General features: G+C 52.3%; 17 protein-coding genes and 3 pseudogenes. 8 read left to right on the top strand and 12 right to left on the bottom strand.

Annotated elements, in window-relative coordinates:
• Positions 1 to 693, bottom strand: coding sequence for a DUF4870 family protein (locus HT085_RS03170; RefSeq protein ID WP_012503722.1), 693 nt, complete (start codon positions 691 to 693; stop codon positions 1 to 3).
• Positions 694 to 714: 21 nt separating this feature from the next.
• Positions 715 to 1194 carry a Cys-tRNA(Pro) deacylase gene (ybaK, locus tag HT085_RS03165; protein ID WP_003691371.1) on the bottom strand — a complete coding sequence of 160 codons (480 nt, stop codon included), beginning with the start codon at positions 1192 to 1194 and terminating at the stop codon, positions 715 to 717.
• Between the two features lie 74 nt (positions 1195 to 1268).
• On the opposite strand from ybaK, the gene HT085_RS03160 reads away from it, so the two are divergent.
• The 3 genes from HT085_RS03160 to ttcA all read left to right on the top strand — a co-directional run bounded on the left by HT085_RS03160 (position 1269) and on the right by ttcA (position 3579).
• On the top strand, positions 1269 to 1631 hold the full coding sequence (locus tag HT085_RS03160; RefSeq protein WP_010357712.1) for a RidA family protein: 363 nt from the start codon (positions 1269 to 1271) through the stop codon (positions 1629 to 1631).
• 33 nt (positions 1632 to 1664) lie between these two features.
• The gene (gene ygfZ, locus HT085_RS03155; protein ID WP_025455802.1) at positions 1665 to 2528 is read left to right on the top strand and encodes a CAF17-like 4Fe-4S cluster assembly/insertion protein YgfZ; all 864 of its coding nucleotides are present in this window, start codon (positions 1665 to 1667) and stop codon (positions 2526 to 2528) included.
• 91 nt (positions 2529 to 2619) lie between these two features.
• Positions 2620 to 3579, top strand: coding sequence for a tRNA 2-thiocytidine(32) synthetase TtcA (gene ttcA, locus HT085_RS03150; RefSeq protein WP_003689014.1), 960 nt, complete (start codon positions 2620 to 2622; stop codon positions 3577 to 3579).
• A gap of 93 nt (positions 3580 to 3672) precedes the next feature.
• Here ttcA and HT085_RS03145 read toward each other — a convergent pair whose 3' ends face one another.
• The 9 genes and pseudogenes from HT085_RS03145 to HT085_RS03105 form a co-directional block, all read right to left on the bottom strand.
• Entirely contained in the window at positions 3673 to 6612 is a 2940-nt protein-coding gene (locus tag HT085_RS03145) for a type III restriction-modification system endonuclease (protein ID WP_003689015.1), read from the bottom strand.
• A gap of 89 nt (positions 6613 to 6701) precedes the next feature.
• Positions 6702 to 8753 carry a site-specific DNA-methyltransferase gene (locus HT085_RS03140; protein ID WP_080343708.1) on the bottom strand — a complete coding sequence of 684 codons (2052 nt, stop codon included), beginning with the start codon at positions 8751 to 8753 and terminating at the stop codon, positions 6702 to 6704.
• 107 nt (positions 8754 to 8860) lie between these two features.
• A complete protein-coding gene (locus HT085_RS03135; protein ID WP_003691373.1) occupies positions 8861 to 9418 on the bottom strand; it encodes a peptidylprolyl isomerase in 558 nt (185 codons plus the stop codon).
• A 64-nt stretch (positions 9419 to 9482) separates the two neighbouring features.
• Positions 9483 to 10409, bottom strand: a complete 927-nt coding sequence (locus HT085_RS03130) for a CobW family GTP-binding protein (protein ID WP_003691374.1) — start codon at positions 10407 to 10409, stop codon at positions 9483 to 9485.
• Positions 10397 to 10873 (bottom strand): Fur family transcriptional regulator, encoded by a 477-nt coding sequence (locus HT085_RS03125; RefSeq protein ID WP_010357704.1) that lies wholly within the window; start codon positions 10871 to 10873, stop codon positions 10397 to 10399. The genes HT085_RS03130 and HT085_RS03125 overlap by 13 nt, the downstream gene beginning before the upstream one ends.
• Before the next feature lie 76 nt (positions 10874 to 10949).
• Positions 10950 to 11405, bottom strand: a complete 456-nt coding sequence (locus tag HT085_RS03120) for a low molecular weight protein-tyrosine-phosphatase (RefSeq protein ID WP_003702839.1) — start codon at positions 11403 to 11405, stop codon at positions 10950 to 10952.
• Between the two features lie 124 nt (positions 11406 to 11529).
• Positions 11530 to 12644: pseudogene (locus HT085_RS03115) on the bottom strand (glycerate kinase).
• Between the two features lie 113 nt (positions 12645 to 12757).
• Complete coding sequence (locus HT085_RS03110; RefSeq protein ID WP_003689027.1) at positions 12758 to 13855, bottom strand: hypothetical protein; 1098 nt, start codon at positions 13853 to 13855, stop codon at positions 12758 to 12760.
• A gap of 81 nt (positions 13856 to 13936) precedes the next feature.
• Positions 13937 to 15516, bottom strand: a pseudogene (locus HT085_RS03105) (methyltransferase regulatory domain-containing protein).
• A gap of 7 nt (positions 15517 to 15523) precedes the next feature.
• Here HT085_RS03105 and HT085_RS03100 point away from each other — a divergent pair.
• On the top strand, positions 15524 to 15685 hold the full coding sequence (locus HT085_RS03100) for a hypothetical protein (RefSeq protein WP_170830926.1): 162 nt from the start codon (positions 15524 to 15526) through the stop codon (positions 15683 to 15685).
• On the opposite strand, the gene HT085_RS03095 is transcribed toward HT085_RS03100, so the two are convergent.
• A complete protein-coding gene (locus tag HT085_RS03095) occupies positions 15664 to 15876 on the bottom strand; it encodes a heavy-metal-associated domain-containing protein (RefSeq protein WP_003689029.1) in 213 nt (70 codons plus the stop codon). The genes HT085_RS03100 and HT085_RS03095 overlap by 22 nt on opposite strands.
• A gap of 440 nt (positions 15877 to 16316) precedes the next feature.
• Here HT085_RS03095 and HT085_RS03090 point away from each other — a divergent pair.
• From HT085_RS03090 to HT085_RS03075, 4 genes and pseudogenes are all read left to right on the top strand, one after another.
• Positions 16317 to 17482 (top strand): annotated as a pseudogene (locus HT085_RS03090) (sugar transporter).
• Positions 17483 to 17611: 129 nt separating this feature from the next.
• Positions 17612 to 19048, top strand: coding sequence for an MBOAT family O-acyltransferase (locus HT085_RS03085; RefSeq protein WP_003689031.1), 1437 nt, complete (start codon positions 17612 to 17614; stop codon positions 19046 to 19048).
• Between the two features lie 10 nt (positions 19049 to 19058).
• Positions 19059 to 20042 (top strand): peptidoglycan O-acetyltransferase PatB, encoded by a 984-nt coding sequence (gene patB / locus HT085_RS03080; RefSeq protein ID WP_003689032.1) that lies wholly within the window; start codon positions 19059 to 19061, stop codon positions 20040 to 20042.
• Positions 20039 to 21232, top strand: a complete 1194-nt coding sequence (locus tag HT085_RS03075) for an SGNH/GDSL hydrolase family protein (RefSeq protein ID WP_003691388.1) — start codon at positions 20039 to 20041, stop codon at positions 21230 to 21232. The genes patB and HT085_RS03075 overlap by 4 nt, the downstream gene beginning before the upstream one ends.
• Positions 21233 to 21304: the final 72 nt, after the last annotated feature.

Genomic DNA, 21304 nt, shown 5'->3' with positions numbered 1-21304 from the left:
CTATATCCATTTCTCGGGCGCAACCGCCCTGCCGTCGTTGAAGCGGATAAAGCCGGCGATGATGCGGTAGAAATACCAGACGGTCGTTGCAATAATAACCAGCACGCCGATGCCGAAACGGGCAGTCAGCGCGCCCAAAAGATAAAGCCAAAATGTGCGCCAAAAGGTTTTAATCAGGTATTCGGTATGTGCGGCATAGACAATGCTGTCCAAACTGTTCCGTTTCATATAGGCGAGAATCACGCCGACTATGGGCATGAACTGCATGATTGCACCCAAACCGAACAGGATGTAGGCGGCGAGGATATAGTTGCGCCCGCTTCCGCTGCCGGACGGTTCGTAAGCATGGCGCGAACGTGAAGCCTGCCGTTCAAACTCCCGTCTGAACGCCTGTTCGCGGCGCATCTGTTCGCCGTAAAACTGCTCCCTGCGCGCCTGTTCGCGGCGGAATGCCTCTTCCTGCCGCCCGCGTTCCTCATGCCGTCTGAAGGACGCGTCGTATTGCGTCCGTTTTGACAGGTCGGAAAGCGTATCGTAAGCCCGTTGGATTTCTTTGAACTTTTCTTCCGCCTGCGGATTGCCCGGATTGCGGTCGGGATGGTATTTCATCGCCAGCTTGCGGTAGGCGCGTTTGATTTCGTCCGCCCCCGCCTGCGGCGACACGCCCAATACGGCATACAAATCTTTGTCCATATTGCTCCTTATACTTCCCGGTCAAACCGCTGCCTGTATTGTTTTCGGGTTCAAAATATTTAAATCATCGGGGCGGATACCGATAATGAACCCGCGTTTTCCGCCATTGATATAGATGGTTTCCAAATCCATCACCGACTGTTCGACGTAAATATCCAATTTTGTCCGGATGCCGAACGGCGTTGTGCCGCCGACCAGATAGCCCGTCCACTTGTTTGCCTGCGCAGGCGCGGCGGGTTCGATGTGTTTCGCACCCAAATGCCGCGCCAGATTGCGGGTTGAAATCTGTTTGTCGCCGTGCATCAAGACAATCGGCCCCTTACCGTTTTCATCTTGCAAAACAATGGTTTTAATGACCAAGTGTTCGTCTTTGCCGAACAGTCGGGCAAACTGCGCCGTGCCGCCGTGTTCCTCATAGGCATAGGTAAAAGGTTCAAATTCGATGCCGTTTTCACGCAAAACGCGTACGGCAGGTGTTATCGGATAAGTGTGTTTACTCATTTTTCGTCATGCAAAACATGGAAATCGGTCAAGCGCAATGTTACCATATATCCCCTTTATCGAAGGAAACCGATATGGATATCCGGTATTTCGGCACAACGCCCCGCTATTCCGAAGCGGTTTGCGCGGGCGGCTTGATTTTCCTCTCCGGCATGGTTCCCGAAAACGGTGAAACGGCTGCCGAACAGACTGCCGACGTGCTTGCCCAAACCGACCGCTGGCTGGCGGAATGCGGCTCGGACAAGGCACACGTTTTGGATGCGGTCATCTACCTGCGTGATATGGGCGACTATGCGGAAATGAACGGCGTGTGGGACGCTTGGGTTGCCGCCGGCAGAACGCCCGCCCGCGCCTGCGTGGAAGCGCGGCTCGCCCGTCCGGAGTGGCGCGTCGAAATCAAAATAACCGCCGTGAAGAGAGACGCGGCAACTGCATAAACAGATTTCCTTATATTTCAGAGTACGCAAATGATGAAAACCTTACTGCCCTTTTTCGGCGTGGCGCGCGTCAGCGGCGAAGACCGCCAAACCTTCCTGCACGGACAGCTTTCCAACGACATCAATAATCTTCAGGCCGGGCAGGCGTGTTACGCGACTTACAACACGCCCAAAGGCCGCGTCATCGCCAATATGATTGTCGTCAACCGTGGAGACGATTTGCTGCTGATTATGGCGCAAGATTTGCTTGAAGCAACGGTCAAACGCCTGCGGATGTTTGTGTTGCGCGCCAAAGCCGTTTTTGAAATCCTTGAAGATTACGCCGTCGGCGCGGAATTGGCAGCATCCGCCGAACCGCTTGCCGCGCAAGAACCCAGTCTCGCCTTTACCTCCGAATGCGTCTCAGACGGCATCTGTTCCGTCATCCTGCACCATCGGGGCATTTTGCACATCGCCCCCGAAACCGCCCTACCCCCTTATGACGCTGCCGCCGAAAACGCGTGGCGGCTGCACGAAATCCGCAGCGGTTATCCGTGGATATGCGCGGCTACCAAAGAAACCGCCGTCGCCCAAATGCTCAACCAGCACATCATCGGCGGCGTACACTTCAAAAAAGGCTGCTACCCGGGACAGGAAATCATCGCGCGCGCCCAGTATCGGGGGCAGGTCAAACGCGGCTTGGCGGTATTGTCGGGAAATTCGGCAGCCGAAGCGGGCATCCTGCTGACGGCGGACGGCGAAGAAGCCGGCATCGTACTCGACAGCGTTCAAGATTCGGAAAACTTTACCGCCCTTGCCGTGATTAAATTCTCCGCCGCGCAAAAAGAACTCACCGTCCCAAACGGCGGTATCTTCAAAGCGGTTCATCTCTTCTTTAAAACCAAAAATGCAGAATAAGCCCTCTAATGCCGTCTGAAGCCCTTCAGACGGCATTGCCGCCCCTGTTTTCGGTTACAATGCCGCATCCCTAATTTTTCAAACCACCGCCATGTCCAAAAAAACCAAGCAAGAACTCGAAAACAACAAACTCAGCAAACGCCTGCGCCACGCCGTCGGCGACACGATTAACGATTTCAACATGATCGAGCCGGGCGACAAAATCATGGTCTGCCTCTCCGGCGGCAAAGACAGCTACGCCCTGTTAGACATCCTGCGCCGGCTCCAAGCCAGCGCGCCGATTGATTTTGAACTGGTCGCCGTCAATCTCGACCAAAAACAGCCGGGCTTCCCCGAAGAAGTATTGCCGACCTATCTCGAAAGCATCGGCGTTCCCTACAAAATCGTTGAAGAAGACACTTACTCCACCGTCAAACGCGTGTTGGACGAAGGCAAAACGACTTGTTCGCTGTGCAGCCGCCTGCGGCGCGGCATCCTCTACCGCACCGCAAAAGAATTGGGCTGCACCAAAATCGCCTTGGGACACCACCGCGACGACATCCTCGCCACCATGTTTTTAAATATGTTTTACGGCGGCAAACTCAAAGCCATGCCGCCCAAGCTGGTGAGCGACAACGGCGAACACATCGTCATCCGCCCGCTGGCGTATGTGAAAGAAAAAGACTTAATCAAATACGCCGAATTGAAACAGTTCCCGATTATCCCGTGCAACCTCTGCGGCTCGCAGCCCAACCTACAACGCCAAGTCATCGGCGATATGCTGCGCGATTGGGACAAACGCTTCCCCGGCCGTATCGAATCGATGTTCTCCGCCCTGCAAAACGTCGTCCCTTCCCACCTTGCCGATACCGAACTCTTTGACTTTGCCGGATTGGAACGCGGTCAAAATCTGAAACACGGCGGCGATTTGGCTTTTGACAGCGAAAAAATGCCCGAACGCTTTTCAGACGGCAGCGAAGAAGATGAGAGCGAAATCAAAATCGAGCCGCAAAAAGCCGAACGCAAAGTCATCAACATTCTGGCGAACAAGCCGAAAACCTGCGGCGCGTAAACCTCCACCGTCAAAAATGCCGTCTGAAGCCCGTTTGGCGTTTCAGACGGCATTTTAAAATCCCGAAGCAGACGGCTTCCAAACATTTGTTTCTCAGTGTCCGTTTTCAGAATGCCCGCCTGCTGGCATATTTTGCCCGATCAGTTCGGCTATCCTCTCGCCGTCAAACTGCGTTTTGAACACCACCTTGATTTCTTTGGAAATCTCGGCAAACAGCTTTTCGGCATGTTTGATTTTCCGCTCTTCGCTTTTTCGCAAATCTTCCGCCCCGTCAGTCCCTTTGGCTTCAATCACAAAGTTCAGAATCTCGCCGCTTTTGGTTTTCACGATATAGGCAAAGTCGGGCGAATACGTGCCGCCGCCGGCAACAGGGATTTTGATGGAGTTTCTCGGTATTTTGGTAAATACGATTACGCCTTCAATTTGGTTGTTGGCGACATTTTCATGTTCTATATCCGAATCGTAGAAAATCTCGCCGAAGAGATAGCCGGCGGCAGGCCGGTGCTCCGTATCTTCAAATCTGCCCAAATCTGCTTTTTTCACCGCGCGCGGTTTGCCGTCTTTATTGGTAAATTTGGTCGGATGGATTTTGCTGCCGACAAGCCGGTAATCCAGTTCGAATTTATGGAAGGAATGATGAAGCAAAAACCGGTTGAAGCCGTTTTTGATTTGGGCGATGGTCTGCATATTCAAAAAATCGCCAATGTTCAGTTCGTCGCGGACGCGGTAAAACGCCTGATGCAAAGTCTGCATCTGGATTTTTGCCGTTTGTGCCAGTTTTTCCAGAAACTCACGGTAAGTCATTGTGTTGAAACGGATAAAATCTTCATCTTCAATACTGTCTATGCGGCGGGAAAGCATAAGCCCGTTGTTGATATAAGCTTCGTTTACCGCCGTGCATATGCCTGCCTGCGGGAATTTGGCGGCGTTTTCACGCAAATAGGCGGTAAATAAATCGACAAATTCGGCTTCATCTTTGATTTTGTACTGCAAAACGGCTTTATGGTGAATCAGCTCCCACAAGGCTTTGAGTTCTTCATATTTGCCTTCGCGCATGATGATGGTGTCTTTGCCCTCGTCTTTGGCGTTGCTGACTTTGCCTTTGTCCAAACCTTTGGGGAAGGCTTCGGGATAGGCGGCTTTTAATTTGTCATAGCCGTCTTCGGCAAAGTTTTCATTGTCGTCAATGATGCCGTCTGAAAACAGTTGGTTTACCAATACCAGCGGTTTGATATCGGGGTATTTTTGCAATATTTTTTGTTTCAGCTCTTCGGTAAACTTTTTGGAGATTTCTTCCTGAAAAGAATTGTCGTTGATTTCGCCGACAAGCTGCTTCACAAAGTCTTTTTCGCTGCTATCGACAAAATAATTCAGTTTGTACGGTACATCGCGCACCCGCGCCATCAGCTCGTTTACCGGCAGGCGCAGGCCGCGTCCGACTTCTTGCAGCTTGGAAGTCGTGCTGCCGCTGGAACGCAGTTTGCAAATCTGGAAAACGTTGGGATTGTCCCAGCCTTCGCGCAGCGTCCATTTGGAAAAAATAAAGCGGCGCGGGTTGTCCAAAGACAGCAGTTTTTCCTTATCGTGCAGGATTTCATTGATTTCCTGCTCGATTCTATCGTCGCTGTCTGTATTGTCTTTGGAAAAATAGCCGCCGTGGCAGGCGGATACATCGTCCAACGTCTTTTGCAGGTAATCGCGGTAAAACGGGTCGCTTTCCGTTTTCAGACGGCGTGCCGCTTCCGCGCGAATCCAGCTTTCAAATTTATCTTTCAGGCTGCCTGAAAGCTCGTTGCCGCTGCGGTAGCCCGCGATATCGTCAATAAAAAACAGCGTCAGCGGCTTGATTTTGGGCTGTGGCGCGCGTTCTGCCAAAAGCGCGCGTTCCAGCTTGAAATGTTCGGCAACCGCCCGCTGCATCATCGCATCCTGCACCGTTTGCGAATAGGAATAAGGGTTGATGACGGCACCCGTTTTCAACTCCAAGCCGTTGCTTAACACCACCACGGTTTTATTCATTTTGTCGATTTTCAAATCCGAAATAGCCGGATGGATTTGCGCCAAATCTTCGCCTTTTGCCAGTTTGAACGTCTGCTTTTTGTCCTTTTCGTTTAATTCAAATTTCGCTTCTTTGCCGTCCGACGACACCAGTTTTACCGCCGCATCCATGCCGCCCTGCATTTCTTCCTGAAACACGCGCACGCCTTTGACCAGCCCGTCGTTAAACGCGTCTACTGCCGTCAAACGGTAAAGCAAGTTGTAATATTCATCGTTAAATGTTGCACCGTAGCGCAAAATATATTGCGGTTTTAAGCGTTTGATATTGCCCCACGTTTTCGCGCTATCTCGGGTCGGGAATTTATGCGGTTCGTCCACAATCATAAACGGGCGCACGGCAGCCAATGCATCAACGGGATTGTCAAACAAATCCTTCAATGCCTTGTCGCCCGTATCGTTCATGGACGACGAATTAACCATGCCCGCGTTAATCAGCAGCACATGAATTTCCTTTTTGTTTTCCGCTTTGACAAATTGCTCAATCGTTATGGGCGCATTGGACTTTTTGCCCTTATTCTTTTTCGCGCTTTCCACCACATAGGTTTTCAGGCGTACGCCTTCATAATCGCCGCCGAAATCCTGTTCAAAATGCTCTGCCAAAGCCTTGCTTTGCAAAAACTGCTGTGTTCCCGCCTTAATGGACAAAGTCGGCACGACCACGATAAATTTGAACACGCCCAGCCAACGGTGCAGCTCGAACATGGTTTGTGTGTAGGTATAGGTTTTGCCCGTGCCCGTTTCCATGGAAATATCAAGGATATTTTGGTCGTCCGAACGGTCGGGGAATCGGCCGTCTATACCGTTTTGGCTTTGCACTTTCAGGATATTGTTTGCGTATTGTTTTGCAGCAAACAAAAGTTCGGGATTTTCGTCTGCCGTCCGATATTTGGGCGTTGCCCCGTCAAACACGCCCAAAACCGCCGAAACCGCCCGCATTTGGTGCGGCTGGTTTTTCTCGTAATTAAAACCGCTCATGAATGTTTCTCCATGAAGTCATTGTTGTATCGTCCTTCCCCCGCAAGGGGAATCCAAGCCGAAAAGCAGCCTGCACTTTCGGATTCCGGTTACACCCTGATAATCACATTCAACTCAATCTCTTTTTTATTGGTATAACCGCGAACCGCCTGGTCGAGTTCGTGCTGCATGGCGCTTGCCATATTGCTGCCGAATACAATCACACGGTTGGGATTGAAATCCGCATCGTCGTCCAGCTTCTTGATAAACGCCAGCAAATCGGCGGAAGTAAAACCCTTGTTAAGCAGATACAGCCGTTTTTCGCACAGATACGCCGTATAACTGCCCAACCGCACAGGCTCAACCGGCGTGGTCAGTGCCGCCCCGTCATACAGCGTCCAGGTGGTCAGAAGCGTTTGCAGCTGTTCTTCGCTTAATTCATCGTTAAGCGGCAAATCCGGTTGTTCGGGCGAAAAATCCTTGTCTGGATGCTGCCTGAAATTGTCTGCCGTTTGAAAGATTTTGAAGCCCGAATCGCCCGTGTAATCGGGATGTTCGACGCGGATTTTGGCGGCGGCTTTTTCTATGCGGGCTTTGGTGATGTCGAAGATGGTCGGGTAGCCTGCTTTACGGGCTTCGGATTTTTCAGCGGTTTTTTCGGGAAGCTGTACACAGATATAGCGGCGGTTACCGTTTTGTCCTTCGGCGTTAAGCTGCATCACGGCGTGGGCGGTTGTGCCGCTGCCTGCGAAGAAGTCTAGGATTAGGTCATTACTCTTTGAACTTATTGAAACTAAAAATTTAATCAATTGACTAGGCTTGGGGAAGGTAAATATTTTGCTACCAAATAAATCTGTGATTTCTTTTGTGCCTTCTTTAGTCATTCCGATATTTTCAGGTAGCGTCCTACTAAAAATAGCCAAATATTCGGCTACTGCATCGGCTAATGTACCAACATTTTCAGGTAATCTACTGCTTACAGCTACTTTGCCAAAATCCTCGCCAGCTTTTTTCATGTCGTCATCTTTAAAGTAACGCATAACTGGATTGCTGATATTTAAGAAATCATAATCATCAGGGAAAACGATTTTTCCTTTATTATAATAATCTTGAAATGTATCTTTGGTTACACGCCAAGTTGCATTTGGATTTGCTGGATATTTTTTTCCTGTCTTGGGATCAACCATTGTGAAAAAACTATTTGGCCTTTCCGCCGCAGTTGTTTGTTTCGTTAAGTCGTGGGTACGCCAAGGACGATCGGGGAAATCATCAGTCTCATAATAGCGTCGTTCCTTGCCTTTAGTTGCTGCAATAAATTGGCAAGATTTTGCGAATACAAATATCCATTCATAATCCTGCGAAATACCAAAAGGCACATCTGATTTAGCTGTTCTTTTTCGCCAAGGCAATTGTGCAACAAAATTCCCTTCCCCAAACACTTCATCACACAACAATTTCAACTGCGCCGCTTCGTTATCGTCAATCGAGATAAAAATCACGCCGTCGTCCTTTAACAGTTCGCGGGCGATATACAGGCGCGGATACATAAAGGTCAGCCACGCGCTGTGCGAGTTTGAGCCTTTGTCGGTGAAATCTAAAATCCGCGCGGCTTCGTCTTCGTCAATATTCGCCAGGAGGGCAAGTTCGGCGGGTGTGAATTTGCGGTCGTCCTGATAGACAAAGCCGTCCGATCCGGTGTTGTAGGGCGGGTCGATGTAAATCATCTTCACGCTGTTTGCGTAGGCGTTTTTTAAGTGTTTCAACACTTCCAGATTATCGCCGCGAATCAGCAGATTTTGGCTGCCTGCATTTTCGGGCTTGGCGTTGTGCGTTTTGTCTTCACTTATCAGGGTTTCGGGCGGCAGGTTGCGAAGCAGGCGGGCATATGATTTGCCCAGCCAGTTCATTTCGTAAAATTCGCGTCCGATGTCGGTCTGTGGCGCAATTTCGGCTTGTAATCTGTCGATAAGGAAATTTCCGTCTGCGTCAAAACAGGCGGGAAACAGTTTTTTGAGCTGTTCGAGTTGGGTAGAGTTGGCGGTAATGCCGTCTGAAGTGTAGATTGCCTCAGTGTTCGCCCCGGCTGTGTCGCTTAGATCAGGGCTTGGGTTGGGTTGGGTTGGGTTGGGTTGGGTTGGGTTGGGTTGGCAGCATTTTAAAATCCTCGGTTTGAATTTGTCAATATCAACTGTCTGTTTTAAAATATTTTTTTACTTTAAACGGCGTTTTTTGGGAAACGGGCGACGCCGTCTGAACGTCTGTCTGCGTGTTACTGCCCGACAACAACGCGACGGATTTTGACGGGCTGTACGGGTACGTTTTGATAAAGGCCGCGCGTGGCGGTTTTGACGCGGGCGATTTTGGAAACGGTGTCCATTCCGCTTTCTACCCTGCCGAAAACGGTGTAGCCGTATTGTCCGTTTTTGTAGTCGAGCGAACCGTTGTCCGCCAGATTGATAAAGAATTGGGCGGCGGCGGAATCGGGGTCTGCCGTCCGCGCCATTGCGATGGTGCCGACGGTGTTTTTCAAGCCGTTGCCGGATTCGTTGGCAACGGCCTTATCGGTTGCCTTTTGCACCAAGTCCTCGGTCAATCCGCCGCCTTGGATGACGAAGCCGCCGATGACGCGGTGGAAAATCGTGTTGTCGTAAAAGCCTTTTCGGGCATAGCGCACGAAATTGGCAACGGTTTTGGAGGCTTTGGATTCGTCCAAAACCAAACGGATATTGCCCATATCGGTTTCCATCAGGACGCGGGTTGCCGCCATAGACGGCAGGCAAACCGCCAAAAGCAGCGCGGTTAAAACGGTTTTGAATTTGGGTTTCATCCCGTCCTCCTAAAGCCTTCAGACGGCATTTTCATTTCATATGCCGTCTGAAAGCGCGTGAACGCTATTCCAATGCGTCTTTAAGTTTTTGTTCGATTAAATCCGCGTCAAACGATTTGGCAATCAGCTCGAAACGCGAATCGCGCCGCCAAGACACTTGGTTCGCGCCCCACTGCCCGTCCACCCAGTTGAGCCACACCCACGTTCCCAATACTTGGAACACGCCTTTGGCGCGGACGAGTCCTTCGGTCATTTTGGGCAAATCATTGAAGAAGTTGGTCAATTTTTCGCCGTCGAAATCGCGTCCGGCGGGGAATGTGAAACCTTGCGACTGGAAGCCCATGGTGTTGTCCGGCAGGGCTTTGAGGCGGTAGCGTGATTTTTCAACTACGGGAATATCGAGCCATTGGATATCGAGTTGTGCGTTTTGGACTTCGACCACTTTAGCTTTGGGTGGGAACAGTTTTGCCGCTTTGTCATGAAATTCGGCAAGCTGTTCGGGGGTGCATAAATCGGTTTTGCTGGCGGCCAATACGTCGCAAATGCCGATTTGGTCTTTATACAACGCCTGTTGCGCGTAATCGGGATTGATGAACTGGCGCGGATCGACGACGGTAAAGACGGCGCCGATTTCCAAAAGACTGTCCAGAGGTTTGGCTTTCAATTCGTCGATGACGCTGGCGGCGTGCGCCAGTCCGCTTGCCTCAATCATCAGGCGGTCGGGTTTGGCGTCGCGCAGCATTTTCTGCACGGTTACGCCCATTTGCGGGCCGGCGGTGCAGCATAAACAGCCGCCGGCGATTTCTGCCACAGGGATGCCGTTGTCGCTCAATACCGCGCCGTCAATGCCGATTTCGCCGAACTCGTTGACGATGATGACCCATTTTTCGTTCGGGTCTTTTTGCGCCATCAGGCTTTTGAGCGCGGTGGTTTTGCCTGTTCCCAGAAAACCTGAAATCAGGTGGACTTTGGTTTTTTTCACTTCTGACATTTTTTACAGATTCCAGTTAAAACAACGTGTTCTTCTTTCAGCGCAAAACCGCTTTCGGCAACGCCTGCACGCAGTGCCGCCCACTCGTGGCTGAGGGTTTGCTCGTCCGCCGCGCCGCATTCGGTGCAGACCAAAATAAACGCGCTGTGGTGCGCTTCGGCTTCTTCGTGGTCGTGGCAATGGTCGTTGCACTCGTGCTGCGCGTGGCTGCACAAAATATAGCCGTTGACCGCCGCCACTTTGTGTAAAACGCCCTGATCCGCCCAAAAATCAAGGGCACGGTAGGCGGTAGGCGGTGCAAGCACGCCTTCGCTCTGCTGCTGCATCTGTGACAAAACATTGTAGGCTTTAATCACGCCGCTTTGCTGCAAGACAATATCTAATACCTGCTCGCGCAAAGCGGTTACCTGCAAGTCCTCTCTGCGTGCCTGTTCGATAATTTTCTGTTTGAAATTTGTTTTCATAAATTCCCTGTTTATGCCGTCCGAACGACCGATACGACAGGAGGCGGTTTTATATTTGTGTTTGTATTCAATTGCTTTATTTGGAAATCTTTTCCAATAATGCCCGACAGCCTGCATCCGCAAGCCTGTATGTTTCTTCAAAATCACCCATGTACCACGGATCGGGGACATGGTCGTAACCGCTTTCGGGTATCAGGTCGGTCAGCTTGAATATTTTTTCCGGCCGCCTGCCGAAAGTTTTTTCCAATTCGGACAAATTCTTGCCGTCCATAGCGATGATGTAGTCAAACGCCGTCGCATCGCTTTGGCGGATTTTGCGGCTGGTAAAGCCTGAAGCGTCAATGCCGTATTTTTTCAATATCTTTGCCGTTTCACGGTGCATATCCTCGCCGTCGTGCCAGCCCGATGTCCCTGCGCTGTCCGTTTCGAGGGGAATGCCCGCTTCGGCGGCACGGCGGCGCAAAATGTATTCCGCCATCGGCGAACGGCAGATGTTGCCGAGGCAGACAAAAAGGATTTTCGGTTTTTTCATATCCCATCCCTGTTCCAACGCGATGCCGTCTGAAGCGGAAACCCTTTCAGACGGCATCGGCCGGTTAATCGTAACCGCATAAGGAAGAACCTGCCAAAACATCCATCTGGAAGAAATGGCTTGGCTAAATCTTAGGCATATTTAATAAATGTCCAATATTAGAAGCCGTATGCTCCAAATAAAGACTGGCATTTTTCAAACTATCTTCTAAAGGTTCACTTTTCTCCAAAATAGAAAAGGCAGCTTGGATATTTTCAAATGGTAGGGAAGGCAAATCTTCAGCGAAACTGCCGCAAATAGCGACAACAGGAACTCCGACAGGGGTTCTTTTTGCTACACCAATAGGCGCTTTCCCTGCTAAACTTTGACGATCTAGTCTTCCTTCACCAACGATAACCAAGTCAACATCTGACACTTTCTTATCAAAGTCAATCAAGTCCAGGCAGGTGTCAATTCCAGATACGATACTTGCCTGAGCAAAGGCACACAAACCACCAGCGATGCCTCCACCAGCTCCTGCTCCTTTAAGTTTTAATGTTGCAGGGGGGACTTTTTCATAAAAATCTTGTATTGCCTGATCTACGGCCTCAAACATAGTAGAATCCAGCCCTTTTTGCTTGCCAAACGTATAGGTCGCACCTTGGTGTCCACATAAGGGACTCACAACATCTGCTAAAATACGAATGTGAACATCTTCAGGAATTTCATAGCGATTTTCTGTTGAAACAGAAGCTGGGTTTAGTAAGGATTGACCGCAAGCGGGTAAGGCATTTCCATCCTCATCATAAAATTGATAACCTAAACCAGCAGCAATCCCAATACCTCCATCATTACCGGCCGTACCGCCAACGCCAATATAGATTTCTTTAATTTCTTGACTAATGAGGTGGCGAATCAATTCTCCAATACCACGAGTTTGGATTTGTAATGGATTTCGTTTCTCTAGCGGGATTTTTCCAAGACCAACCAAATCAGCAACTTCGAATAGGGCTAGTTGTTCTTTTTGAAAATAGCGCATGACTTTTTTTGTCCAAAAGGTCCTGTCACTTGGAGACATTTTTCTTCTAGGTCAAGAGAATGTCGGATAGCATCTACAGTGCCTTCTCCCCCATCACCGACAGGACAGAGGAGACATTCCACATCTGCTATCGATTGTTGGAAGCCTCTTTTTATTGCTTCAGCTACCTGTTGAGCTGTCAAGCTTTCCTTAAACGAATCCGGTGCAATTACAATCTTCATATTTATAATTCATCCTTTCGTTTCACTCAAGGCACAACACAGAATGAAAAAGTGTTGTGCTCTTTATTTTGATTTATTATAGAAATGAGAAAGCCTATCACTACTACAAATCACTATGCGCTGAAAAACGGATTGCGCCCTTCCCGTTTCAACGCTTCCGCATAGCTCGGGATGTTTTCCTGTTCGCCCAAGGGATTGTGCAGCAGGTAAACGTGTTCTACACGGCATTCTGCCATCAGGTCGAGGAAATTCTGCTGGATGACGGCAATGTTATCGGTAAAGGAAAGCTGCCAGCAAAACACCTGCGGCACGACTTCAAACGCGCCGTCGGTCGCATTAAATCCGAATAGAATCTGTCCGCCCGCCTTTGCCGCAGCGACCACGCCGACGCGCGGACCCTGCATCCGGACGGCGCGTATCGCGTTTGCCGCAAAAACATCCATCGCCATACGTTGGCGCGTGTGGCTGCCGTCTGAAAGCGCGCGCGCCGGGGTATCGGGGGAAAGCGGATTGGCAAACAGCGTAATGCCTTCCGATGCAAGATTTTCCTGCCATACCTGCATTAAGGGCAAGCCTGCCTGAAGAAGGTTCTGCCCCAATGCCGCCTGAACTTTGCCGCTGCCGAAACCCAGCACGTAAACGACGTGGACGGACTGCCCTTCGGGCAACAGCAAAGGGCGCGGGGCGAAACGGCGTAAGTGTTGCGCCGCCGCTTCGGTATTTTGTTTGGCACGCCACCACTCATCCGGCGCGACCGCACTCAAATCGGAAGAATGCACAAGATAAGGCAGCCATTGTGTCTCTTGCGTCAACGCGCGCAGGTGCGGATAGTTTTGCAGGCAGGCAAACAATGCCTCCGTCGGCAGCTTCATCTCGATTGCCCGTTCTTTCTTGCAGCCGGACACCAGCACGACCGGCAGGGCGAACCACTGCACTTCGCCTTCTTTCTCGCAATCGAGTACCGCGTTCACACTGGAAAGCAGCGCGGCATAAGTTCCGGCATCGGGCGACATCGTCAGCGCGAGGGAAAGGTTGATATAGTGGTTTTGCTCAAGCATCCCCCTGATTTCGGTTTGAAGCTGCCCGGACGAGAGTTTGCGCGAAGCCTGTGACGAATTGTGCGCCAACTGGTAGGCATTGAGCAGCAGGTGGTTTTTAATCGGATTTTGGGGATACGGGCGCGTATCGGGCAAGGTAAATGTCTGGTTCATATGTGTCGTGTACCGTTTTTCGCAGTGTGTGTCTTTCCTGTCTGAAAATATATCGGACGGATTGCCGTCGGGACTTGCCCGTCAATCCGCCGAAACGAGAAAATGCCTGTCTGCCAAGTCTGCCAATATTTCTTCCACATACACTTCGGCAGGCGGATGGAATGTCAAACCGTCGGGCGTGGCGCTGACGATGTTCAAGTTTTCGGCAACCGTTTCAATCAATGCCTGTTTGCTCGTCGGCCGCGACAATTGCCGCATAATGTACAAATGCCCGTATCCGAATGAGGGCGTGCTTTCGTTGTAACGGTTGGCAGGCCGGACAAACGCTCCCGCACCGTGTTCCACAAAGGCGGCGGCATAGTTTGTAAAGCGCGCCGGCACATAGGTTTTATGGTCTTCAAAAAATGGTTTGCCCGCATTGTCTGATGAAACAGAAAAACGCCCGAGAATGGTTTGCAATAAAAGCTGGGAATTGATTTTCATGCGGTCAAATTCCAGACCGGGAAATCGGCGGGCAAGATTTTCCGCAACATCTTCCGTTTTAAACGCCTCTCCGGTTTTCATCACATCGCGTATGCCCGAAAGCAGGGTATCGTTTTCATCAAAGTTGATTGTTTCCCCTCTTGCCGGGCGGAAATTCAAACTTTCTATCACTTCGACGGCAACCGACTCATCACGCCTGACAGTATCCCCGACTTCCTCACGGCATAAAAGCGAACGGTGGAATTGGCGGTCGGATAAAATATCGCTGTAAAATTCTTTGGCAATATAATCACCCCCTGCCAATGCCAGAATCCGCTCCCGCGTATGCTCCGCCATCCAAGAAACAAAAGACACATGCAAATCGGTATCCCCGATATACGCCAGCCGGTGGCGGTTTGCCCATTCAATGAAACCGTTAACGTAAATCGGGTTGTTGAATATTTCCATATATTCGTGTGCGACATAATAAGTATTGTGATTCAATATTTTTTGAATCGCCGGAAGTTTGCCGCCGCCCAAGCCCTTGTCGTTTTCCAAAATTTCCGCCAGCGCCTTGATCGCATCCAAGCCTTTCCGCGTCCTTGCTTCCAAGGGTTCTCCAAGCGCATCCCTGCCGGCAAACTGCATAATATCGCGCAACTGCTCCTGCCGCTTCCAACCGGGGTAAACATTGTATGAAATATAGGCAATGCCGTATTCGGTCAGGTTGTTCCGGCAAATCGAAAAGATTTTGTCTTTAACTGCGTCGGGCACCCGCGACCAAATGCCGTGGACGATGATATAGTCGAACTTCCCGAATGATTCATCGACGGTCAAAATATCTTTTTCTTCCAGACGCACATTTTCCAAGCCCATTTTTTCAATGATGGCGTTGCCCTGCGCAACCTGCCTGCCGGACAAGTCGATACCGACAAATTCCGCATCCGGGTAATAAAGTGCCTGCGTTGATGATGTTTCTGCCCATCGAACAGCCCAGCTCCAAGACCTTGGCTTTTGCGGCTGCCGTAGGCTTCAAACCCATCATGCGGGCGCATGCCTCCAAGGCGTTGATGGCGGTTTGGGAAAATGCTTTGGATTCGTACATCAAATCATCATATGAATTTTTGATGTCGGACACGCCCGGCACACCGTTCTCCGTTGCAGCGCGCAAAGGCGGCTTTTTTCTTTTTGTTCGGCATATTTTGTTTGTCTGAAGGCACTATTGCCCGCAAGTTTAACCAATTCATCCTGCCCGTTCAACTAAATCAAATGCCGCCCGAAGGCGCGGAGCGTGCTTCAGACGGCATCGGGGAAACGCAAAGGCTTCAGACGGCATTTTTGCCGCTTTATTTCAACGCCGCATCATAGCCGCCGTCTTCTACGGCTTCGATTAGTGCTTCCGCTGCGGTTTGCGCGGGGTCGTATCCGACGGTCGCACTTTTGTTTTCAAGGCTGACTTCGACGCTTGCCACGCCTTTTACGCTTTCTAATATCCGGGTAACGCTTTTGACGCAGCCGCCGCAGCTCATGCCGCCGATGTCGAGGAGGAGGGTTTCCACGATTTTTCCTTTCGTTGGTACTGCAATCTGACGGGCGTTATTGTAAGTCGGAGCGTGAACTTGGGCAAACGCGGAAACGGTGCGGCACGGATGCTTGCGACATAATGGCAACCTTGCCCAATCGGGAGGCGGCAATGTTTCAACATATGGAACGATTTTCAAAGCAGCGTCCCGAGTGTTCCTCCGAACGGGAGGCGGCTGCTTCCCCCTGATTTGGATTTTGCCGTCCGGCAGACAAGAAAAGTATAGTGAATTAACAAAAATCAGGACAAGGCGGCGGGCCGCAGGCAGTACAAATGGTACGGAACCGGTTCGCCTGGTGCTTCATCACCTTAGGGAATCGTTCCCTTTGAGCCGGGGCGGGGCAACGCCGTACCGGTTTTTGTTAATTCACCATAATGCGCCCCCTTTTGGCGGGGTGCGACATATAAGGAATTGAGATGAACGCTTCGCACAAACCTTGGTTGAGCATCATTGCCTTGGCAATCGGCGCATTTATTTTCAACACGGTCGAATACATCCCCATCGCGCTTTTGAGCGACATCGGACGAAGCTTCGGCATGGCGGCGACCGAAACGGGTGTGATGATTACGGTTTATGCGTGGATTGTCGCGCTGACTTCGCTGCCGCTGCCGCTGATGCTGCTGACGCGCAATTATGGAACGGCGCGGCCTGCTGCTGGTCCTGTTTGCGCTGTATTACTGTCAGCCACATCCTGTCGTTTGCCTCGTGGCGTTTTGAAATCCTACTCGCAAGCCGCGTGGGGATTGTGCTGACGCACGCGGTGTTCTGGTCCATTACGGCTTCGCTGGCGGTACGCATCGCCCTTGTCGGAAAAGGGAATCAGGCATTGGGGCTGCTCAGCACGGGGACGGTGATGGCGATGGTGGCGGGGATTCCGCTCGGGCGTATGGTCGGACAATATTTGGGCTGGCAGGCGAGTTTTCTGCTGATCGGCCTGTGTTCGGCGGCGGTAATGGCAGTGCTTGCCAAAAGCCTGCCGCGCCTGCCGAGCGTGAATACCGGTTCTTTAAGCAGCCTGCCCCTGCTTTTGAAACGGAAAAAACTGATGCTGCTGTATGCGGTAACGGTGCCGGTGATTACGGCGCACTTTACCGCATACAGCTACATCGAGCCCTTCGTCATCCAAATCGGCGGTTTCTCCGCGCGGCAGGTTACGGTGGTTCCGGGGCTGTACGGCCTGGCGGGTTTTGCCGCGTCTTACCTGTTCGGCAAATGGTTTGCCAAACATCCGCGCGCATTTTTGGCGGGCGCGGTGTCGCTTATCGCCCTCTCTTCGGGGCTTTTGCTGCCTTTGGCGCATTTTCCTGCCGCCATTTACGCGTTGGTGTTCGTATGGGGGACGGCGATTGTGGTCGTCAGCTTGGGGATGGTTGCCAAAGTTTTGGATTTCGCCTCCGATGCCGCAGACCTTGCCAACTCGATTTATTCGGAGCTTTACAACGTCGGTATAGGCGGCGGCGCACTGCTGGGACATTAGGTTACGCAATACTCGGGCATTTCCTGCATCGGCGTTGCGGGTATGCTGACGGCGGCGGCAGGTTTGCGGGTCTGCCTGAATTTGAACCACCATATCCGAACCTGACCGAGCGATGCCGTCTGAAGCCCCTCCCGCCCTTCAGACGGCATTTTGATTGAAGGAATATCCGCCCCTGCTTAAAATAACGGGCTTTGCCGTGTTTTAACGCCTATTTTTTTGTCCCAAGGATGGTTTATGCCGCTGCTGTCTGTCGAGTTCGCACTGTTTTTTATCGTCTTCCTGCCGATTTACTGGGGCTTTGCGAAATACCCGTCCGTCCAAAACCTGCTGCTTTTGGCTGCCGGTATGGGCTGGCTCTACCATATTAGCCCCGTATTTGCGGCAATCATCGTCCTTTATTCCTCCTGCGTGTACCTTTTGGGCGAACTGCTCCGTTCCGATCGCGAAAGTACGCGCCGCTTTTGGCTGGGGTGCGGCATTGCCGCCTCGATTACCGTTTTGGGCTTTTTCAAATATTTCGATTTTTTCCGTCCGCTGATTGCACAATATGCCGGAAAAGGCGGCGCAATCGACATCCTGATGCCGCTGGGGCTTTCCTATTATACCTTCCAGTCTGTCGCCTATCTGGTTTACTGCTTCCGCGCCCCGCACGCCGCGCGTTTTGGGTGGCACGAGCTGCTGCTGCACCTGAGTTTTTTCCCCACCGTTACCTCCGGCCCGATTATCCGCGCCGCCGCATTCAAAAGCACGGACGGCGAACAGGCGGGTGCACTGGCGCAAATCCGCACCCGCCGACCGCGTTCGCCCGTCCGCCCCGCCCTCGCCGTTTCCCTGATTTTACTGGGCATTGCCAAAAAATGGTGGCTGGCGGGGATGCTGGCGGAAAACTGGGTGTCGCCCGTATTTGAAAATCCCGCCCAATTCGACGGCTGGGGCGTGTTGGCAGGCGTGTACGGCTATACCTTCCAACTCTTTTTAGACTTTTCCGGATATTCCGATTTGGTTATCGGTATGGCGATGCTGCTGGGCTTCCGGCTGCCCAAAAACTTCTCCGCACCGCTTCGTGCCGCGAATATCCGCGCATTTTGGGACAAATGGCACATCAGCCTTTCCACCTGGATACGCGACTACATCTACATCCCCTTGGGCGGCAGCAAAAAAGGCTTTTTGCGGACACAGCTCAACCTGATGGCGGCAATGGTACTCTCAGGCATCTGGCACGGCTACGGCTGGAACTTCCTCATTTGGGGCGCGCTGCACGGCACGGCACTGGCGCTGCTCAACACGGGCGACCGGTATTTCGGACGCGACGCGCTATGCCGTCTGAAATACCTTGCGCCGCTCTCGTGGTTTGTTACCTTCCATTTCGTCTGCCTTAGCTTTGTCGTCTTCAATACCGCAAACCCCGACGATGCAGGCGCAGTTTTCAGCGCCCTCTTTGCCAATGCCGGCGGCTGGAACGCGCCGCAACGGGCGGATATGCTGCTGCTTGCCTCGTTTGCATCCTTGATGCTGCTCTACCCTTACCTGCAACGCGCTTTCGACGGCACGGTCAAAGGTTTGGAAAAAATCCCGATGTGGCTGTGGTTTATCCAGATTTCCATCATCCTGCTGCTGATTATCGTCCTCGCCCCTTCGGGGATACCCGGCTTTATTTATGCCAATTTTTAAGGGTTTGGACATGAAAAACTTTCTTTCCCTTTTCGCCTCCATACTGATGTCTGCCCTGATTGCCGTGTGGTTCAGCCAAAACCCCATCAACGCCTACTGGCAGCAGACCTACCACCGCAACAGCCCGCTCGAACCGCTTGCCGCCTACGGATGGTGGCGGAGCGGAGCGGCGTTGCAAGAAAACGCCTACGCCCTTTCAGACGGCATCAAAACCTTCCTGTCCGGCGAAACGCCGCCGACGGCTCAAGACGGCGGTTCGGCAGATATGCCGCCTGAAGCCGCCGCATCCGAAGCCGCCCCGCCGGCCGGCGGAACAGAATGGAAACAAGGCACCGAAGCCGCCGCCGTCCGCAGCGGCGACAAAGTCTTTTTCGCCGGAGATTCGCTGATGCAGGGCGTTGCGCCTTTCGTGCAAAAAAGCCTGAAACAGCAATACGGCATCGAATCCGCCAACCTCAGCAAACAAAGCACGGGGCTTTCCTATCCCTCATTCTTCGACTGGCCGAAAACGATTGAAGAAACCTTGAAAAAACATCCCGAAATCAGCGTACTCGCCGTCTTCCTCGGCCCGAACGACCCGTGGGATTTCCCCGTCGGCAAACGCTACCTCAAATTCGCTTCCGACGAATGGGCGCAAGAATACCTGAAACGCGTCGACCGCATCCTTGAAGCCGCACACACGCACCGCGTCCAAGTCGTCTGGCTCGGCATCCCCTACATGAAAAAAGTCAAGCTCGACGGTCAGATGCGCTACCTCGACAAACTGCTTTCGGAACACTTGAAAGGCAAAATCATCCTGATTCCCACCGCGCAAACACTGAGCGGCGGGAAAGGCCGCTACACCGATTCCGTCAACGTCAACGGCAAACCCGTCCGCTACCGCAGTAAGGACGGCATACACTTTACCGCCGAAGGACAAAAACTGCTGGCGGAAAAAATAATGGAAAAAATCGTTTTTGAACCGAGTACGCAACCATCAAGTACACAGCCATGAACCCCAAACACTTCATCGCATTTTCCGCCCTGTTCGCCGCCACGCAGGCAGAAGCCCTGCCCGTCGCCTCCGTCAGCCCCGACACCGTTACCGTTTCCCCGTCCGCCCCCTACACCGATACAAACGGGCTGCTGACCGACTACGGCAACGCCGCCGCCTCGCCTTGGATGAAAAAACTCCGATCCGTCGCACAAGGCAGCGGCGAGGCCTTCCGCATCCTGCAAATCGGCGACTCGCATACCGCCGGCGACTTCTTTACCGACGCCCTGCGCAAACGCCTGCAAAAAACATGGGGCGACGGCGGCATAGGCTGGGTTTACCCCGCCAACGTCAAAGGGCAGCGCATGGCGGCCGTCCGTCACAGCGGCAACTGGCAAAGCTTCACCAGCAGGAACAATACCGGAGATTTCCCGCTCGGCGGCATCCTCGCCCAAACCGGCAGCGGCGGCGGCATGACCCTGACCGCGTCTGACGGCAAAACCGGCAAACAGCGCGTTTCCCTGTTTGCCAAACCGCTGCTCGCCGAACAAACCCTGACCGTCAACGGCAACACCGTCTCCGCCAACGGCGGCGGCTGGCAGGTACTGGATACGGGCGCGGCACTGCCCCTGGCCATACAGACCGAAATGCCGTGGGACATCGGCTTCATCAACATCGAAAATCCCGCCGGCGGCATTACCGTTTCCGCGATGGGCATCAACGGCGCACAATTGACCCAGTGGTCGAAATGGCGTGCCGACCGTATGAACGACCTTGCCCAAACCGGCGCCGATTTGGTTATCCTTTCCTACGGCACCAACGAAGCCTTCAACAACAACATCGACATTGCCGATACCGAACAAAAATGGCTGGATACCGTCCGCCAAATCCGCGACAGCCTGCCCGCCGCCGGCATCCTCATCATCGGCGCGCCCGAATCCCTGAAAAACACGCTCGGCGTATGCGGCACGCGCCCCGTCCTCCTGACCGAAGTCCAACAGATGCAGCGGCGCGTCGCCCGTCAGGGGCAGACGATGTTTTGGTCTTGGCAAAACGCAATGGGCGGCATATGCAGCATGAAAAACTGGCTCAACCAAGGATGGGCCGCCAAAGACGGCGTACACTTCTCCGCCCAAGGCTACCGGCGCGCGGCGGAAATGCTTGCCGACAGCCTCGAAGAACTCGTCCGCGCCGCCGCAATCAGGCAATAATCGGACAGGGGGGGGCGGACGGTATTTCCACAACAGGGGGATGCCGTCTGAAACGTATATCTTCATATTGAT

Source organism: Neisseria gonorrhoeae, from assembly GCF_013030075.1.
Lineage (GTDB): Bacteria > Pseudomonadota > Gammaproteobacteria > Burkholderiales > Neisseriaceae > Neisseria > Neisseria gonorrhoeae.
This window is presented reverse-complemented; position numbering and strand designations above follow the sequence as displayed.

Bases quoted from the DNA above. Each gene is read 5' to 3' on its own strand.
- HT085_RS03170 (WP_012503722.1), bottom strand. From the start codon at position 693: ATGGACAAAGATTTGTATGCCGTATTGGGCGTGTCGCCGCAGGCGGGG.
- ybaK (WP_003691371.1), bottom strand. From the start codon at position 1,194: ATGAGTAAACACACTTATCCGATAACACCTGCCGTACGCGTTTTGCGT.
- HT085_RS03160 (WP_010357712.1), top strand. From the start codon at position 1,269: ATGGATATCCGGTATTTCGGCACAACGCCCCGCTATTCCGAAGCGGTT.
- ygfZ (WP_025455802.1), top strand. From the start codon at position 1,665: ATGAAAACCTTACTGCCCTTTTTCGGCGTGGCGCGCGTCAGCGGCGAA.
- ttcA (WP_003689014.1), top strand. From the start codon at position 2,620: ATGTCCAAAAAAACCAAGCAAGAACTCGAAAACAACAAACTCAGCAAA.
- HT085_RS03145 (WP_003689015.1), bottom strand. From the start codon at position 6,612: ATGAGCGGTTTTAATTACGAGAAAAACCAGCCGCACCAAATGCGGGCG.
- HT085_RS03135 (WP_003691373.1), bottom strand. From the start codon at position 9,418: ATGAAACCCAAATTCAAAACCGTTTTAACCGCGCTGCTTTTGGCGGTT.
- HT085_RS03130 (WP_003691374.1), bottom strand. From the start codon at position 10,409: ATGTCAGAAGTGAAAAAAACCAAAGTCCACCTGATTTCAGGTTTTCTG.
- HT085_RS03125 (WP_010357704.1), bottom strand. From the start codon at position 10,873: ATGAAAACAAATTTCAAACAGAAAATTATCGAACAGGCACGCAGAGAG.
- HT085_RS03120 (WP_003702839.1), bottom strand. From the start codon at position 11,405: ATGAAAAAACCGAAAATCCTTTTTGTCTGCCTCGGCAACATCTGCCGT.
- HT085_RS03110 (WP_003689027.1), bottom strand. From the start codon at position 13,855: ATGAACCAGACATTTACCTTGCCCGATACGCGCCCGTATCCCCAAAAT.
- HT085_RS03085 (WP_003689031.1), top strand. From the start codon at position 17,612: ATGCCGCTGCTGTCTGTCGAGTTCGCACTGTTTTTTATCGTCTTCCTG.
- patB (WP_003689032.1), top strand. From the start codon at position 19,059: ATGAAAAACTTTCTTTCCCTTTTCGCCTCCATACTGATGTCTGCCCTG.
- HT085_RS03075 (WP_003691388.1), top strand. From the start codon at position 20,039: ATGAACCCCAAACACTTCATCGCATTTTCCGCCCTGTTCGCCGCCACG.